Below are 15,022 nucleotides of genomic sequence, written 5' to 3'. Positions count from 1 at the left end.
ACAATGGCACTACGCGAACTCATTCCGTGGAACAACGGCTCCCGCAATCTGCCTGCGCGACGCACCGAGGTAGACAACCCGTTTCTCTCGCTGCATCGCGAGATGAATCGGCTGTTCGACGACGTGTTTCGCGGCGTCGATATCGGCCAGTTCGTCCCGCCGGCGACAATGGGGTGGCCGAGCGTCGAGTTCAACGAGACCGACAAGGAAGTGAAAGTTATCGCCGAGCTTCCCGGCATCGAACAGAAAGACGTCGAGGTCGAACTTGCCGACGGCGTGCTGACGATCAGCGGCGAGAAGAAGAGCGAAACGAAAGACAAGGAGCGTCGCTTCAGCGAGCGCTACTACGGACGTTTCGAGCGGCGCATTCCCGTCGACGACGTCGACCAGGATAAAGTCGCCGCGTCCTTCAAGGACGGGATCCTCACCGTCACGCTGCCGAAGTCGCCTACGGAACAGCGGAAGGTGAAAAGGATCGCAATCAACGGAAAGTAAGACGAAGCGGACGGGAGCCCAGCTCCCGCCCGCCCGGCTCGAAGGAGGCGTTCATGAACGTCACGCCTTTATCGGCACATTCGGACTTTACGGCGCGCCGGCCCGTCCCGGAGCCGGTGGTGACGAAGTCGGTATTTCCGGCGGATGCGCAGGCCGTGATCTACAAGCCTACCCCCTCGCCGATGACTTCGGGACGTGCGCGCGCCCAGCGCTGGACGCTGCGTTTCGAGCGCCGCTCGGCCCCGTACATCGAACCCCTGATGGGTTGGACCGGCGACGACGATCCCCTCTCGCAGGTCGAACTTTCGTTCCCGTCCGCCGAAGCCGCCATCGCATATGCGCGCCGCCAAGGTCTGCAATACTCAGTGGAGGGCTTGCCGGCGCAGGGGGCGAAGCCGCGCCTGATTTCGGACAATCCCGACGTTGAGGGCCCAGCCGCCAGCCAGCAGCGCCGCCGGCGGCTGGAATGGATTGAGCGGACCCTTGGGCGGGAGGTGATCCGCCACGGGTTCGGGCCTGGGGCTGAACCTGCCGAGAGCTACGCGGATCCGCACCAGGTGCTGCTGGACAGCAATCTGTCGCCAACGCGAAAGCGCGACATCCTGCGGCGCTGGGCTCTTCATGCCTCTCAGATTGAGACGGAGCACTCGAAAGGCAACTTGCTGGCGACGCCTTCCCATCTCCAGGAGGTGATCGACGCGCTACTCGATCTCGAGGAGCCGCAGATTACGGAAGCATCCTTCGAGCATGTCGACAGAAAGGCAAGCTGACTTCGAGCGCAGGTGGTCGGCCCGCTCACGGCGGGGCGCCTAACTTGGCAAAGGCCTATCGCACTCAAGCGGACGTGTTGAAGGCTAAGCGAAAGCAGGAAAAGAAGCGACGACGACCCAGGCATCTGAAATTGGCCTTTGATCTTCAAGCCGCAGGATCGGCAACAATGGCGCGCTTTCTGATTACTCTCGGCATTGTAAGTCTAATGGCCGGCCTGCTGTGGCCTTATCTCAGCCGGATCGGTCTGGGTCGGTTGCCCGGCGACGTCGTGATCGAACGGGAGAGTATGACGTTCTATTTCCCTTTGATGACATGTTTGCTTTTGAGCGCAGTGCTCAGCCTAGTCTATTGGGTCCTGAACCGCTGAAGAGCGCAGCCCAAGCGGAGCTTGGTCTGGCCATGCGTGCACCTCGCCGGTGCTTCTGGCACCGCGCCTCAGTTTGCCTTCATCTGAAATTGGCGATCGAATGGTGCTTCGCCGGCGCCATCTCCAAAGGACTCGATGCAGCGACTTGCGGGCTTGGCGGCTCAATCTCCGCCGGTTTTGACCCGTCGGACGAACCCAGAATGTACAGGAGGCCGGCGACCAACATGAGACCTGCGCACAGCACCGCCAGACCAGCAGTCACCACGTCGCGATAGTCGTCCATGTTCGTCGTTCTTGGCGGGTTCTACATTCGCTGACGCCTCAATCCGCAGTCAGCTCCGGAGCGAGGGCGATGAATGGAAGATCTCTTTCCAATTAACTGGTCGAGCCATATCCGCCGTTCAAGACCGCGGTTGGCAGTCAGACGGCCGGAGTGACAAAAATTTTTAAAAGACCTCTTGAACGGCCGTTTTTCGGATCCTAGGTCGTTTTCGCCCGGGGGCCGGTTGCCCGGACCCGGTTTTTGGACATCGCTGAACTGACATGGAGGATGTGTATGCATTTCCGCCCGCTGCACGACCGCGTGCTTGTGCGCCGCATTGATGCCGAGGAAAAGACCGCCGGCGGCATCATCATTCCCGACACCGCAAAGGAGAAGCCGCAGGAAGGCGAGATCATCGCCGCGGGCTCCGGTGGCAGAAACGAGCAAGGCCAGTTGATCCCGATCGATGTCAAGCCGGGAGACCGCGTTTTATTCGGCAAATGGTCGGGTACTGAAGTGAAGATCGACGGCCAGGACTACTTGATCATGAAGGAGAGCGATCTTCTGGGCGTGGTCGACAAGACCGGCTCGGTCAAGAAGGCCGCCTGAGCACAACTTGCGAAGCCGACAGTCATTGAGGAGAGAGGAGCAACGAACATGGCTGCCAAGGAAGTGAAATTCTCCACAGACGCCCGTGACCGGGTGTTGCGGGGAGTGGATACGCTGGCGAATGCGGTCAAGGTCACGCTCGGCCCCAAGGGGCGGAATGTCGTGATCGAGAAATCCTTCGGTGCGCCGCGCATCACCAAGGATGGCGTGACCGTCGCCAAGGAGATCGAACTGGAGGACAAGTTCGAGAACATGGGCGCGCAGATGGTGCGGGAGGTCGCCTCCAAGACGAGTGACCTCGCAGGCGACGGGACGACCACCGCGACCGTACTGGCCCAGGCCATCGTCAAGGAAGGCGCGAAATCCGTCGCCGCCGGCATGAACCCGATGGACCTCAAGCGCGGCATCGATCTGGCCGTAGAAGCCATCGTCAATGATTTGAAGGCGCACGCCAAAAAAGTCACCACCAACGAGGAGATCGCCCAGATCGCGACCATCTCGGCCAATGGCGATATTGAGATCGGCCGCTTTCTCGCCGACGCCATGCAGAAGGTCGGTAACGACGGGGTCATCACCGTCGAGGAGGCCAAGAGCCTCGACACCGAGCTCGAGGTGGTCGAAGGCATGCAGTTCGATCGCGGCTATGCGTCACCCTACTTCGTCACCAATGCCGAGAAGATGCGGGTCGAGTTCGAAGACCCCTACATCCTCATCCATGAGAAGAAGCTGTCGACCCTGCAGTCCATGCTGCCGCTGCTCGAAGCCGTCGTGCAGTCCGGCAAGCCGCTGCTCGTCGTTGCCGAGGATGTCGAAGGTGAAGCGCTCGCGACCCTCGTCGTCAACCGGCTGCGCGGCGGGTTGAAGGTCGCGGCCGTGAAGGCGCCCGGCTTCGGCGATCGCCGCAAGGCCATGCTGGAGGACATCGCGATCCTGACGGGTGGCCAGGCGATCTCGGAGGATCTCGGCATCAAGCTCGAGAACGTCACGCTCAAGATGCTCGGCCGCGCCAAGAAGGTCGTCATCGACAAGGAGAACACGACCATCGTCAACGGTGCGGGGTCCAAGAAGGACATCGAGGCCCGCGTCACCCAGATCAAGATGCAGATCGAGGAGACTACCTCCGACTACGATCGCGAGAAGTTGCAGGAGCGGCTTGCGAAACTCGCCGGCGGCGTCGCGGTGATCCGCGTTGGTGGCGCGACCGAAGTCGAGGTCAAGGAACGCAAGGATCGCGTCGATGACGCGATGCACGCGACCAGGGCGGCAGTCGAGGAAGGCATCCTGCCCGGCGGCGGCGTCGCGCTGCTGCGCGGCCTGAAGGCGCTCGATGCCATCAAGACCGTGAATGCCGACCAGAAGGCCGGCGTCGACATCGTGCGCCGCGCGATCCAGGTGCCGGCGCGGCAGATTGTGCAGAACGCCGGCGAAGACGGCTCGCTGGTGGTCGGTAAGCTGCTGGAGAACTCCAGCTACAATTGGGGCTTCAATGCCGCCAGCGGCGAATACCAGGACCTGGCGAAGGCAGGCGTGATCGATCCCGCCAAGGTCGTTCGCACCGCGTTGCAGGATGCGGCTTCCGTCGCCGCGCTGCTGATCACGACGGAAGCGCTGATCGCCGAGAAGCCGAAGAAGTCCGAGCCGGCGCCCGCAGCGCCGCCGATGGACTTCTAGTCAAGATCGAGCCCGGCCGCCACCGGCCGGGCTCAACCACTAACCAAAAGAGAAAGGAACGCAAAGCACAAGGAGACCCAGATGAGCACACGCATGCAATCTCGATCGCGCAAGAGCGGGGCGACTGTAATGCATTGGCTCATGTTCGCCCTCAGCCTTCTCACGATCGCCTGGATCAGTTTTCGACCGATTGGAGGATGAGATGATCAGAGATCAAGCCATTGTCTCCGCTCATGCGGAGAACCGCAAACAAGCCTTCGGACAGCGCGTGGTCCGCGGGATTCTCACGGCCTCGATGACAGCGGTCCTGGTCCTGCCGTCGCTGGCGGCTTGGGGGGTGGATGGCCCGCGCAGCAAGCCGGAGTCGGGGCAGGTTTTCGGGACGATCGCGCTGCCGCCGATCCCGTATCTGGATTCGATGCCCTGGTTGACGTGGGGCGCCGGCGTGAACACGTTGAAGGTCGACATGCTCCTTTCACCGATCCTGGACCCATCGGGAATCAAGCTTATGCCGGAAGACCGCAATAGGGAGAGACCAGCGATCGGCTAGTTTCATTCACTCACCGGGATGCGATCTCGACCGATTGCGCTGATCGCATCCCCCGGCCGGCTCCCCCCTCGCTATTCGATCATGTCGGACGTACTGACCAGCGTCCGGTTTCCGCCTGAGACGCTCGTATTTGAGCGGGCCGCCAGGGTCCGATCCTTCGTGGTTGAGGGCCAACGCAGAGCAATCGAGCATTGCGGCGACTTCTCAAAGCACAGGATCTCGCTGCAGAACATCGCCAAAGGCTCACCCGGTTGGTCGAACTGGCCGAAGCGGAATTGCAGCGTTTACACGCCTGACGATCGAACTCAGTACGATATTGCCGCATCGCTTACCGACGCAGGGGCGTCTGGTAAGGCCCCTGAAGACCCCTCGATGGCTTTGCCTAATTTTGAAGACGTGCTCCGTGCCTCGGTAACATTGGGTTAGTTTTCGGACAAAAATTCTCCGCTCTCTACTTGAAACCGAAAGGCGATTTGCTAGTTTTCTGCTCGCCGCGACAAGCGGTCCGGGCGCCCTAGGGGCCCGGCGGAGACGGGCGCCGGAGGTGTCCGACGCCTGCTCGTACCCATCTTGCTCCTTGGAGGATTTGGCTATGAGGACTTACAACATCAGCCCCCTCTGGCGATCAACTATCGGCTTCGACCGCGTGTTCGATCTGGTCGACGCGGCCCGGCACACCGCCGGCGAAGCCAACTACCCACCCTGCAATGTAGAACGCCTGTCTGACGACCGGTATCGGATTTCGCTGGCTTTGGCCGGTTTCTCCCCCGATGAAATCACCGTGACGGCCGAACAGAGCGTGCTCACCATCGAAGGTCGCAAGGGCGAAAAAGGACGGCGGGACTTCGTCTATCGAGGCATCTCGTCGCGACCTTTCAAGCGGCAGTTCGGTCTGGCTGCCCACGTCCGGGTCGAGGGAGCACGGTTCGACAACGGCCTGCTGCAGATCGAGTTGGTTCGCGAGATTCCGGACGCCATGAAGCCTCGCCGGATCCCGATTGACAATCTGGCCGCATCCGACGTCCAGCAGATCGAGCGCGAAGCGGCCTGACGGCTTGGTTGTTCGACGGGCTCACCACAAGGCCGAGCCGCTTACCGGCCGCCGCACCTGTGCCGGCGTGTCCGTGCGCGTGCCCCTCGATCAAGCGAGATCGAGCCGGTCGATTGAGGCCCGATGAAACGAGTCCAATTCCTTAGCTCTAATGGGGGTTTGCAAGATGTTTAACAATGCCGCTCTACCTGCCCCGTCTGTCGACGCTGGGCTGTCGAAATATCTAGTCGAGATCCGTAAGTTTCCCTTGCTCACGCCCGAGCAGGAGCTCGCCTACGCAAGGCGCTGGCGCGAGCACCGGGATCGCGACGCAGCGTACCACCTGGTGACCAGTCATCTCAGGCTCGTCGCCAAGATAGCGATGCGCTATCGCGGTTACGGCCTCCCGATCGCGGAAATTGTCTCGGAAGGAAACATTGGCTTGATGCAGGCTGTGAGGCGGTTTGATCCGGATCGGGGCGTTCGCCTTGCCACCTATGCGATGTGGTGGATCAGGGCCTCCATCCAGGAGTACATCCTGCGGTCCTGGTCGCTGGTCAAGATCGCCGCGAGCGCCAGCCAGAAAAAGCTTTTCTTCAAACTGCGGAGGGCCAAAAGCGCGATCTCTGCGCTACAGGACGGCGATTTGCGTCCGGAGCAGGTCAGGCTAATTGCTGAGCGTCTCAAGGTGGCTGAACGAGACGTTGTCGCCATGGACCGCCGCCTGCGTGGAGACGCTTCCTTGAATGTACCGATCCACGACGAGGATGAGGGCGGACAAACGTTGGATTGGCTTGTCGATCCCGCGCCGACTTGTGAAATCACGTTGGCCGAGGAGCAGGAGGCCAAGCAGCGTCGTCTGGCCCTCGCTAACGCCCTCGCCAACCTCAACGCTCGCGAACGCAACATCTTCACCGCGCGCTGGCTGAACGAGGAGTCGACGACCCTTGAAGAACTTGCCGCGGAATATGGAGTATCCCGCGAACGGGTTCGCCAGATCGAGGAGCGAGCGTTTCAAAAGGTAAAGGCTACGATGCTGACAAGTCGACATGAGGCCAATGGCCCGCCGTCTTCCCGCGCGAAAGAAATGAAGCAGGGGGTGGCTTGGGCCTAAGCCCGCAAAAAGATCACTGGACTGATCGCCATGTTTACTCCGTTGGTCATTCTTCTCGTGATGGCAAACACAGCCGCAGCGACTGGAGCAGTCGTTGTCGCCTTGCAGGCCGCGATGTTCGAGACAGGTTGTGCGGCTCGCCGGCGTTGACGGTGGAGGGAGCCGGCATCGCCAACACCGACTTGTCTTGACAACAGGTGGGATTGCGGGCGCAGCATGAGAGGCGGATCCCGTATCCTCTCCAATTCGCGGACGTCGAAAGCCAGACACGCGGTAGTTATGACTTGGTGAGCCGGAAAGTGATCGCTCTTCGCGAGAATCCGGGCGACCGCGAGCAAAACCATATCGGCGGATTCCCCGGTCGCTGAAAATCGTTGATCGCCCACTTGAAATCGAATCGGCTTTTTCTAATTTTTAGCGTGCCGCGACAAGCGGTCCGGGCGCCCTTCGAGGGCCCGGCGGAGACGGGCGCCGGAGGTGTCCGACGCCTGCTCGTACCCATCTTGCTCAGTGGAGGATTTGGCTATGAGGACCACCTACGATTTCGCTCCCCTTTGGCGGTCGACCATCGGCTTTGACCGTCTGTTAGATCTTGTGGACGCCGCGCAACAGGCCGGCACGGAGGATAACTATCCCCCATGCAACGTCGAGCGACTGAGCGAAGACCGCTACCAGATTTCGCTGGCGGTGGCGGGCTTCTCGGCCGATGAAATCGCGATCACCGCAGAACAAAGCGTGTTGACGGTCGAAGGCCGGAAGTCGGAAAAACAGCAGCGCGAGTTCCTGTACCAGGGAATTTCGTCTCGGCCCTTTAAGCGGCAGTTCAATCTGGCGGACTATGTCCAGGTCAAGGGAGCCTCGTTCGACAACGGCTTGCTGCAGATCGAACTGGTGCGCGAGATCCCCGAGGCCATGAAGCCGCGCCGGATTTCGATCAGCGGTTCGTCCGCTTCGAACGTCCGGCAGATCGACGGCAAGGCGGCCTGACCGCCACGCAACGCGCACATCAGCGAAGAACAGACTTCCGCGGCGATTCGCGGCGGAAGTCGCCTGAATTGAGGAGAACACACCATGGGTATCAAGGACCTCATTCCGTGGAATAACGGCGGACGCGAGGTCGGCATTCACCGCGGAGCCGATGTGAATCCGTTTCTTACATTGCATCGCGAGATGAACCGGATGTTCGACGAGGTATTCCGCGGCTTTGATCTTGCGCCGTTCGGATCGAGCCGGGGACTGAGCGGGCTCGGCTGGCCCCAGATCGACATCGATGAAACGGACAAGGAGGTGCGCATCACCGCTGAGCTGCCCGGCCTGGAGGAGAAGGACGTCAGTCTCGAAATCGCGAATGGAGTCCTTTCGATCTCCGGCGAGAAAAAATCCGAATCGGAAGACAAGGCACGTCGTTTCAGCGAACGATACTACGGCCGATTCGAACGGCGTATCCCGCTGGAGGGCATCGACGAGGACAAAGTCTCGGCCGCGTTCAAGAACGGCGTCCTGACCATAACCGTGCCGAAATCTGCCGAAGCCAAAAATGTCCGCCGCATCGCGATCAATCGCAATGGCTGACACTTTCCAACGTCCGGGCGTGCGATCGTCGGGACGTTGGAATTCCCCCTCTACAAAACTCGTTTACTCACCATGTCGAAGAACTCATCAGTAATAAAGGATCGACGGTTCGCCGCAGTCTTGCTCCTTTGCGCCTCTATCGCGTGGTCGCCCGTGCTCGCACAGGTTCCGGACATCAGGGGCGGCCAAATCCCGACCCTTGCGCCTGTGGTAAGGGAAACCACCCCTTCGGTCGTCAACATTTCGGTGCACGCCCGGGTCAAGGAGGACAATCCGCTCTACCGCGATCCCGTCTTTCGAGAGTTTTTTGATCTTCCCAAGCAGCTTGAAAAGGAAGTCCAGGCAACCGGCTCGGGCGTAATCGTCGACGCCGAACGCGGCTATGTACTCACCGCCAATCACGTCGTTGCGCAGATCTCTAAGGCCCAAGTCACGACCAAAGACGGACGAAAGTTCGACGCAAAATTGGTTGGGCGTGACCCTGCAACCGACGTTGCCGTTCTTCAACTGCAAGGACTAAGAGGTAACCTCAAGGCCATCCCGTTGGGTGACAGCGATCGGATCGAGGTCGGTGATTTCGTGATCGCGATCGGGAACCCCTTCGGCTTGGGTCAGACCGTAACTTCGGGAATTGTCAGCGCCCTCGGCCGAACCGGCCTTGGCAAGCAAGGGTATGAGGACTTCATCCAGACCGACGCATCCATTAATCCCGGAAATTCGGGCGGCGCCCTGATTAACCTGAGGGGACAACTTGTCGGGATCAATACGGCGATCATTTCTCCGGGCGGCGGTAACGTCGGAATCGGATTCGCTGTGCCGATCAACATGGCCCGCCGCGTCATGGAGCAGCTTGTTCAATACGGCGAAGTTCGTCGCGGCCAGATCGGCATATCCATCCGCGATCTTGGAGTCGATCTTGCGGCCAAGGAGAGCTATCAAGGGGCGCTGATCGCGGAGATTGCCAGTGGTTCGCCGGCGGAGCAAGCGGGGCTGCAAAAGGGCGACATCGTGAAGGCTGTCGATGGCACGCCGATCCGGAGCGCGTCCCAGCTTCGCAATTTGATTGGCCTTACCCCAGTCGGTAGCCGCGTCGAGCTTCGGTTCGAACGCAATGGCGCTGCTCGCAGCGCGAGCGTCGAGGTGGGTCCAGCAAAAGCTGTGCCCGTGAGACGCACGGCCGATCAATGATAAGAATGGCGCGGCGACGGGTTTTCAAAGCAGTACGGCATGAGTACTCGGGGGAGATGTAGGTGGTCAAGGATCGCAAGAGTGAAGAAGAACTGCGCCAGATGATGCTGGCGGCCGCTCGCAAGCACGAAGAGTGCGGCGAGTTGGAGGATCTTTTCATATTTGGTCCTACGCCGCGCCCCGATGCAAATTGGGGCTTTGGGATCGCCGGAAAGGACAACAAGGTATCCGTGGCCTGTTATGCGCGCCTCGACCAGATTGCCAGTGACCTGCAGGCTAAATACGAACTGCATCCGGTTAGGGCGAGCCGACGCGACATCGAAGCAAGGGTTTGGTCCCTGGTGCGTGACCATCCAACGCTCGGGGCGTCACTGTCGCGCACCGGAGGCGCTTACGAAGTCGCCACGTTCAGGGAACTGGAGGGTCGACCGAATTGGACAATGGAATGGCTCACTGATGATCGGCTGGCTAAAGCTGCCTTCGAACGGGTCGTCAGGTCCGTTCAAACGCAAATTGAGCTGGAATAAGCTGTTGCTCCTACGGTTTGAGGCGCTGGAGACCATTTGCCGGAAGCTCCCCGCGGCGTCGATCAAGAAACCCGCAAATACGTTGTCCAAGCGCTCCTGCGGGCCGCGAACGGCCATGCCAATCTGGGCGAGGTGGAGGCCGTCGCCCGGGAGGGCGTTGCGGGAAGCTGACGGCAAATCGGTGACGGACGACGCCTTCTTACGCTGGCCTGAGATGGGCTCCGTTACGAAGCCTTGGCCCTTGCCCGCGCTGCGACCAGATCGCGTCGACGCCGCTTCTGGTCCCGCTTGCGTCGGCCCGTCGCGACGGGGGATGCCGCCGGTGTCGCCGCAGGCGTCGAGGCATCGGTCGCCCGGATGGGAGGCTGCTCGGTAGCAGGCACGGCAACCGGCCGCGCCTCCATGATCTCGAGAACGGCGCGGCCTTTCTCGGTGATACGCCAGCCGCCGTCGAGCCTCTCGACGAGACCTTGCGAGAAGATGTCCAGCTCGGGCACGCGCGCAGCCAGCCGCTTAGTGCGTTCGGCCCAGTCACGTCCGCTGGTCGCCAGAATCGCCATGTCGCGCTTGAGGTCGGCCATGACGGCGAAGCCGTCCGGATAGCTCACCAGGATTTTCAGGACCGTGACCTGAAAATTCATCCCCGCCCCCTGCGCTCAGCGCCATATGGTTGGCGCCCAGGGCTTTGCGCCCGGCTCGCCTCAATCGTTCGTGGGAGATTTCGCCCTTCGTTGCGGCTTCCAAAATCTTCGAAGCGAGGTGCGCGCGCATCCCGATCTCGCACCCCGAGATGCTCTTGCAGACTTCATCGAGGACCGCACGCAAGAGTGCTGTGGTAGGCGCGTCGAACATTAGGCGACCTCCTACTTCGGAGGCGGCGGCTTGGGCATCGCCGACAGCAAACGAATCTTGAGCTTGCCGCCCTCGGTCACGTAGGTCGCCGTCCAGATACCTCCCGTCTCGATGGGCGCGCCGTTCTGATTTTTGCCTGCGAGGCGGTACGCCCCTATGGCAAGCGCCATGTCCGACCCCAGCGGCCATGCCTGGTCGACCGTGATCTCCTCGTGGTCGAACCCAGCCTTGAACGCGCCTTGGTAGAATTCCGCGATGTCGGAACGCGGACCGGCCGGATTGACGTGGATCCCGCCCGCCGCGAACAGGGCGGCAATTCCCGCACCGTCCTGCTTGTTGAAGCTTGCAGCATATTCCGAAGCGATCGCTTCGACCTTCTGCTTCGGATCGCCGCCAGATCGATCATTACCTTGCCCATCGATGGAAGAAGGATTGGGCGCTTACCGCCACTCCAGAGACCAATGTTCTTCTGAGCTTCTTCGCTCAAGGATATGAACTCGACGGCTTTGCGCACCTCTTCGACAGTGAATACCTTTTCGTGTCCTAGTTGCTTTGCGAACCAAACCGCTTCACTCGCGAATTCGTCGAGGTCGAAGCTGACCATCGTGTATTCGAACGACCTTTTGTCACAGAGGCCGTTCGCCTGGATGATGAAGCGGGCGGCAGCCCAGGGGCTGTCGTTTCGCAGTGATGTCGACCAGTTCTCTCCCAAGATCCGATCGCCCGTCATCGACTCCTACGGAAGCTTTCTCGGGGGTTTCTATCGCTATCTACAGAGAGAATATCAGCGACCCATCGGGGCTGATCCGATCGATTCGAGTACAGCCGTCGAAAGTTCCATCAATGAGACAATCGACAGTTCAGTGCTCGAGCGATGGCAGAGCGACGAAACATACAGGCCCCAGAATCTTGCGCAGTGGGCCGAACGGAAGAAGGCGGATCTGGCCAGGCTTTCCGGATCGTTGCGTGCAGACGATCTCTCGCCTGTGCCGAGCGACTAGTCGAGGGGCGCGGAATATGACCTTCATCCGGTACGAAGACACGTCTGCCGACCTCGGAGCGCCGTTAGTAGATGGAAATCAAGCGCGGAAAGCCGAGCGTCTTCGAGAAGAGAAAGAAGTTCATCCTGGAGAAGGTCGACCAGGCGCGGTCACTTGCAGACCGGGTCGCGAAGGAGCCAAAAGGCACAAACTTCGACGTGTCCTGGGCCAAATCGATCGAATGGCGTGTCGTGTCGCCATTCGTTGAGTTCGCGTGGCTGATCGACGAGCCACTTTACGACGAAGCGGGAATGCCGCGTGTTCTTCAAGTCCACGAGCTATTGGACCACCTGACAGATGGAAGGGTGCCGACCGAAGGCATGATCCCAATGATCAAGGAACTAAGAGGGGTCGAACTTCAAGGTAACTGGTACTGAAAGATCGACGCCCTGCATCGTCGCCCCTGCAGGTCCTGCTCGCGCTAATTCATTCTTAGCAAAAAATTCTTCGGCGCGCGCCCAACCGAGCGCGACCTAGAACGTTCCTCTAGGCGCGCGCCAACTGTCGGTTGAAGAGATGCCTTGGCACCAACCGACTCGTTCTTAATGCGCTACCGACTCGTTCTTTCGGTGGCGGCATAGTCCAAAAACAAAGAGCCGCATCGCTGCGGCTCTGACTCTATTCGTCGCGATAGACCTTCTCGCGTTTCTCGTGGCGCTCCTGCGCTTCCACCGAGAGTGTTGCGATGGGCCGGGCCTCGAGCCGTTTCAACGAGATCGGCTCGCCGGTGTCCTCGCAATAACCGTAGGTGTTGTCCTCGATACGCTGAAGCGCGGCGTCGATCTTGGCGATCAACTTGCGCTGGCGGTCGCGGGCGCGGAGTTCGATGGCGCGGTCGGTTTCGGACGATGCCCGATCAGCGAGATCGGGGTGGTTCACGTTCTCCTCCTGCAGGGCTTGCAGGGTGAGCTTGGACTCTTTGAGGATCTCATCCTTCCAGGCAAGGAGCTTCAACCGGAAGTACTCCTTCTGCCGGTCGTTCATGAAAGGCTCTTTTTCGGTCGGTCGGTAGTTTTTCAACTTTTCCAAGGGCGGCCTATCTGTCTAAGCAACGACTCGCAAACGGAACGGGGTCCGTTGAGCGGGGCGTTATATAGCGGCCTCCTGTGACAGACAATATTTCCCTGATCGCCCAGCCGGCGCCCCCAAGCCCTTGCACAGGAAGGTTTATCCGCAAGGGCCCGGGAGCGGCCGAAGGCCTAGTATCCGACCGTGAAACGCTGCCTCAAATGGGCCGGCCGCTCGACCTCGTCGGCAAGCGCAATGGCGTAGTCGGCGAAGCTGATCCAGCTCTTGCCGTTCGCATCTGCGAGAAGCTGATCGGTCCCGAGCCGGAACTTGGCCGTGCGCTCGCCCTCGACGAACAGCGCCGATGGCGAGATGAAGGTCCAGTTCAGTTCCTTTTCCTGCCGCAGCAGGTCGAGAAAGGCGGAGCCAGCCTCCGCCTCGGCCTTGTATTGGGCCGGAAAACCGGGAGTTGTGACCAGCTTCACGCCTGGTGCAACCTCCAGGCTGCCAGCCCCGCCAACGACGAGGTAGCGGCCGACCTTGGAGTCCTTGGCTGCCCCGATCAGCTTGAGCGCGTCGCTGGTCAGGAAGTGCACGGAACTCACGGCGACGTCGTGCCCGGCCCACAGCCTTGCGAGACCCGCCTGGTCGAGCACATCCCCCTTGGTGGGTGTGACGTTCGGCAGGGCCGCGATCTTCTCGGGGTTCCGGGCAATGGCCGTGAGGCTATGGCCGCGGCGGGACAGTTCCTTGGTGATCTCCGACCCGGCCCGGCCCGAGGCGCCGGCGACTGCGATTTTCATGGAAGGCTCCTTTGCTTCTGTGGTAACTAGCAGCGACTAGATATCTCAAAGAAAGCTGGTGTTAAGAGAGCACTTTGTGCTCACCTGATTACGCAGGAGTAACCGGCAAGCGAGCCGGCAAGCGACTTCAATGGATCGAGGACCCGAAGATGAAGCCCGACGTCTATGCAGCGAACTGCCCCACGCGCCAGATTCTCGATCGCGTCGGCGACAAATGGGCGGTGCTGATCCTCCTGCTGCTGCGCGAGGAGCCGATGCGCTTCAATCAGTTGCGTCGCACGATTGAAGGCATTTCGCAGAAGATGCTGAGCCAGGTTCTCAAATCGCTCGAACGCGACGGCCTGATCAAGCGCCGCGCCATCGCGACCGTACCGGTGACGGTGGAATATTCGATCACGCAGCTCGGGCTGACACTCGCCGCGGCCGTCGATCCGTTGCGCGATTGGGCCGAGCAGAACCTGAAGGACGTGCTCGCCGCCCAGCGCCGCTACGACGCGCAGAAGGAGGAGGAAGCGGCGTAAGCCCTTTCTCAAACGTACGCGGCGCGCTCACACGAAATTCCGCTGTCATGCCCCGGCTTGACCGGGGCATCCAGTACGCCGCGGCGTCTCGATTCAAAACTACTGTCTCTGGAATACTGGGTCGCCCGGTCAAGCCGGGCGACGACAGCCTGCCCGACTACGCCTGTCCCGCCTTCGCCAGCTCGACCTCGACGCGCAGCTCGATCTCGGAGAGCACGGAGTCCAGCCCGGGATCGCCCGAGGACGATTTCAGGTTCGCCGCAGCATCGCGCAGCCGCATCACGGTGGACGCGTCGAGATTGCCGGACAAGAGGCCCATCTTGAGATCGTCGAGCACGTCGAGCGCGGTCCTGCCGCGCGCGACCGAGCGCTTGCGGCGCTCGACCGGATCCTCCTCGATGCCTTGCAACGCGAGCAGGGCATCGATGTTGGCCGCTGCTTTCGGCGCCGCAGCCGCTCGCGTCTCCTGCGCCGACGAGGTGTCGGGCAAGACGAAGGTGCCGGAGCCCGTCCGCCTGGCCTGGCTGGCCGGCGTTCCAAGCGTGGTGCCGTTCGGTCCGTAGATGCGCATCGCAGCAATCCGGGTGATCGATGCCTCACCTTCGCTGTTTTATGGTTAACGGCGCGTAAACAGCCCGGCAA

At 60.9% G+C, this 15,022-nt stretch carries 21 protein-coding genes and 1 pseudogene; 15 read left to right on the top strand and 7 right to left on the bottom strand.

What is annotated here, in order from left to right; translation table 11 throughout:
• Positions 1 to 3: 3 nt before the first annotated feature.
• From ACVWW6_RS21980 to ACVWW6_RS21970, 3 genes are read left to right on the top strand one after another with little or no spacing between them, the layout of a single operon-like run.
• On the top strand, positions 4 to 495 hold the full coding sequence (locus ACVWW6_RS21980; RefSeq protein WP_182872123.1) for an Hsp20/alpha crystallin family protein: 492 nt from the start codon (positions 4 to 6) through the stop codon (positions 493 to 495).
• A gap of 53 nt (positions 496 to 548) precedes the next feature.
• Positions 549 to 1,265, top strand: a complete 717-nt coding sequence (locus ACVWW6_RS21975; protein ID WP_011087978.1) for an ETC complex I subunit — start codon at positions 549 to 551, stop codon at positions 1,263 to 1,265.
• Between the two features lie 44 nt (positions 1,266 to 1,309).
• Complete coding sequence (locus ACVWW6_RS21970) at positions 1,310 to 1,633, top strand: DUF2905 domain-containing protein (RefSeq protein WP_231166505.1); 324 nt, start codon at positions 1,310 to 1,312, stop codon at positions 1,631 to 1,633.
• A 79-nt stretch (positions 1,634 to 1,712) separates the two neighbouring features.
• On the opposite strand, the gene ACVWW6_RS21965 is transcribed toward ACVWW6_RS21970, so the two are convergent.
• Positions 1,713 to 1,916, bottom strand: coding sequence for a hypothetical protein (locus ACVWW6_RS21965; protein WP_011087980.1), 204 nt, complete (start codon positions 1,914 to 1,916; stop codon positions 1,713 to 1,715).
• Positions 1,917 to 2,189: 273 nt separating this feature from the next.
• On the opposite strand from ACVWW6_RS21965, the gene groES reads away from it, so the two are divergent.
• The 9 genes from groES (at position 2,190) to ACVWW6_RS21920 (ending at position 10,156) form a co-directional block, all read left to right on the top strand.
• Positions 2,190 to 2,504: a co-chaperone GroES gene (gene groES / locus ACVWW6_RS21960; protein WP_028171493.1), complete on the top strand. Its 315-nt coding sequence runs from the start codon at positions 2,190 to 2,192 to the stop codon at positions 2,502 to 2,504.
• Positions 2,505 to 2,552: 48 nt separating this feature from the next.
• On the top strand, positions 2,553 to 4,175 hold the full coding sequence (groL, locus tag ACVWW6_RS21955) for a chaperonin GroEL (RefSeq protein WP_011087983.1): 1,623 nt from the start codon (positions 2,553 to 2,555) through the stop codon (positions 4,173 to 4,175).
• Positions 4,176 to 4,377: 202 nt separating this feature from the next.
• Positions 4,378 to 4,725: a hypothetical protein gene (locus ACVWW6_RS21950; RefSeq protein WP_011087984.1), complete on the top strand. Its 348-nt coding sequence runs from the start codon at positions 4,378 to 4,380 to the stop codon at positions 4,723 to 4,725.
• Positions 4,726 to 5,317: 592 nt separating this feature from the next.
• Positions 5,318 to 5,776, top strand: coding sequence for a small heat shock protein HspA (gene hspA, locus ACVWW6_RS21945; RefSeq protein WP_011087986.1), 459 nt, complete (start codon positions 5,318 to 5,320; stop codon positions 5,774 to 5,776).
• A 166-nt stretch (positions 5,777 to 5,942) separates the two neighbouring features.
• Entirely contained in the window at positions 5,943 to 6,869 is a 927-nt protein-coding gene (rpoH, locus tag ACVWW6_RS21940) for an RNA polymerase sigma factor RpoH (RefSeq protein WP_456681381.1), read from the top strand.
• 525 nt (positions 6,870 to 7,394) lie between these two features.
• On the top strand, positions 7,395 to 7,856 hold the full coding sequence (hspB, locus tag ACVWW6_RS21935) for a small heat shock protein HspB (RefSeq protein ID WP_456680111.1): 462 nt from the start codon (positions 7,395 to 7,397) through the stop codon (positions 7,854 to 7,856).
• Positions 7,857 to 7,940: 84 nt separating this feature from the next.
• A complete protein-coding gene (locus ACVWW6_RS21930; protein WP_011087990.1) occupies positions 7,941 to 8,441 on the top strand; it encodes an Hsp20/alpha crystallin family protein in 501 nt (166 codons plus the stop codon).
• A 72-nt stretch (positions 8,442 to 8,513) separates the two neighbouring features.
• Positions 8,514 to 9,629 carry a trypsin-like peptidase domain-containing protein gene (locus ACVWW6_RS21925; RefSeq protein WP_011087991.1) on the top strand — a complete coding sequence of 372 codons (1,116 nt, stop codon included), beginning with the start codon at positions 8,514 to 8,516 and terminating at the stop codon, positions 9,627 to 9,629.
• A 62-nt stretch (positions 9,630 to 9,691) separates the two neighbouring features.
• The gene (locus ACVWW6_RS21920) at positions 9,692 to 10,156 is read left to right on the top strand and encodes a hypothetical protein (protein WP_011087992.1); all 465 of its coding nucleotides are present in this window, start codon (positions 9,692 to 9,694) and stop codon (positions 10,154 to 10,156) included.
• A gap of 224 nt (positions 10,157 to 10,380) precedes the next feature.
• Here ACVWW6_RS21920 and ACVWW6_RS21915 read toward each other — a convergent pair whose 3' ends face one another.
• From ACVWW6_RS21915 to ACVWW6_RS21905, 3 genes and pseudogenes are all read right to left on the bottom strand, one after another.
• Positions 10,381 to 10,797: a hypothetical protein gene (locus tag ACVWW6_RS21915; protein WP_011087993.1), complete on the bottom strand. Its 417-nt coding sequence runs from the start codon at positions 10,795 to 10,797 to the stop codon at positions 10,381 to 10,383.
• A 15-nt stretch (positions 10,798 to 10,812) separates the two neighbouring features.
• A pseudogene (locus ACVWW6_RS21910) lies at positions 10,813 to 11,008 on the bottom strand (hypothetical protein).
• 11 nt (positions 11,009 to 11,019) lie between these two features.
• Entirely contained in the window at positions 11,020 to 11,373 is a 354-nt protein-coding gene (locus tag ACVWW6_RS21905; RefSeq protein ID WP_283815072.1) for a nuclear transport factor 2 family protein, read from the bottom strand.
• A 240-nt stretch (positions 11,374 to 11,613) separates the two neighbouring features.
• Between ACVWW6_RS21905 and ACVWW6_RS21900 the strand changes: the two genes are divergently transcribed.
• Complete coding sequence (locus ACVWW6_RS21900) at positions 11,614 to 12,009, top strand: hypothetical protein (protein WP_182872124.1); 396 nt, start codon at positions 11,614 to 11,616, stop codon at positions 12,007 to 12,009.
• 71 nt (positions 12,010 to 12,080) lie between these two features.
• Entirely contained in the window at positions 12,081 to 12,425 is a 345-nt protein-coding gene (locus ACVWW6_RS21895) for a hypothetical protein (RefSeq protein WP_182872125.1), read from the top strand.
• A gap of 241 nt (positions 12,426 to 12,666) precedes the next feature.
• On the opposite strand, the gene dksA is transcribed toward ACVWW6_RS21895, so the two are convergent.
• Positions 12,667 to 13,032, bottom strand: coding sequence for an RNA polymerase-binding protein DksA (gene dksA / locus ACVWW6_RS21890; RefSeq protein ID WP_008554760.1), 366 nt, complete (start codon positions 13,030 to 13,032; stop codon positions 12,667 to 12,669).
• Between the two features lie 215 nt (positions 13,033 to 13,247).
• Positions 13,248 to 13,859 carry an NAD(P)-dependent oxidoreductase gene (locus ACVWW6_RS21885; RefSeq protein WP_182872126.1) on the bottom strand — a complete coding sequence of 204 codons (612 nt, stop codon included), beginning with the start codon at positions 13,857 to 13,859 and terminating at the stop codon, positions 13,248 to 13,250.
• 149 nt (positions 13,860 to 14,008) lie between these two features.
• Between ACVWW6_RS21885 and ACVWW6_RS21880 the strand changes: the two genes are divergently transcribed.
• Entirely contained in the window at positions 14,009 to 14,380 is a 372-nt protein-coding gene (locus ACVWW6_RS21880; protein WP_028173285.1) for a winged helix-turn-helix transcriptional regulator, read from the top strand.
• Positions 14,381 to 14,537: 157 nt separating this feature from the next.
• Here ACVWW6_RS21880 and ACVWW6_RS21875 read toward each other — a convergent pair whose 3' ends face one another.
• A complete protein-coding gene (locus ACVWW6_RS21875) occupies positions 14,538 to 14,951 on the bottom strand; it encodes a flagellar assembly protein FliX (protein ID WP_028173284.1) in 414 nt (137 codons plus the stop codon).
• Positions 14,952 to 15,022 lie beyond the last annotated feature (71 nt).

The sequence above is a fragment of the Bradyrhizobium sp. USDA 3311 genome (assembly GCF_054062495.1).
The sequence above is the reverse complement of the archived record's forward strand: the minus strand, read 5'-3'. Positions and strand labels throughout refer to the sequence as shown.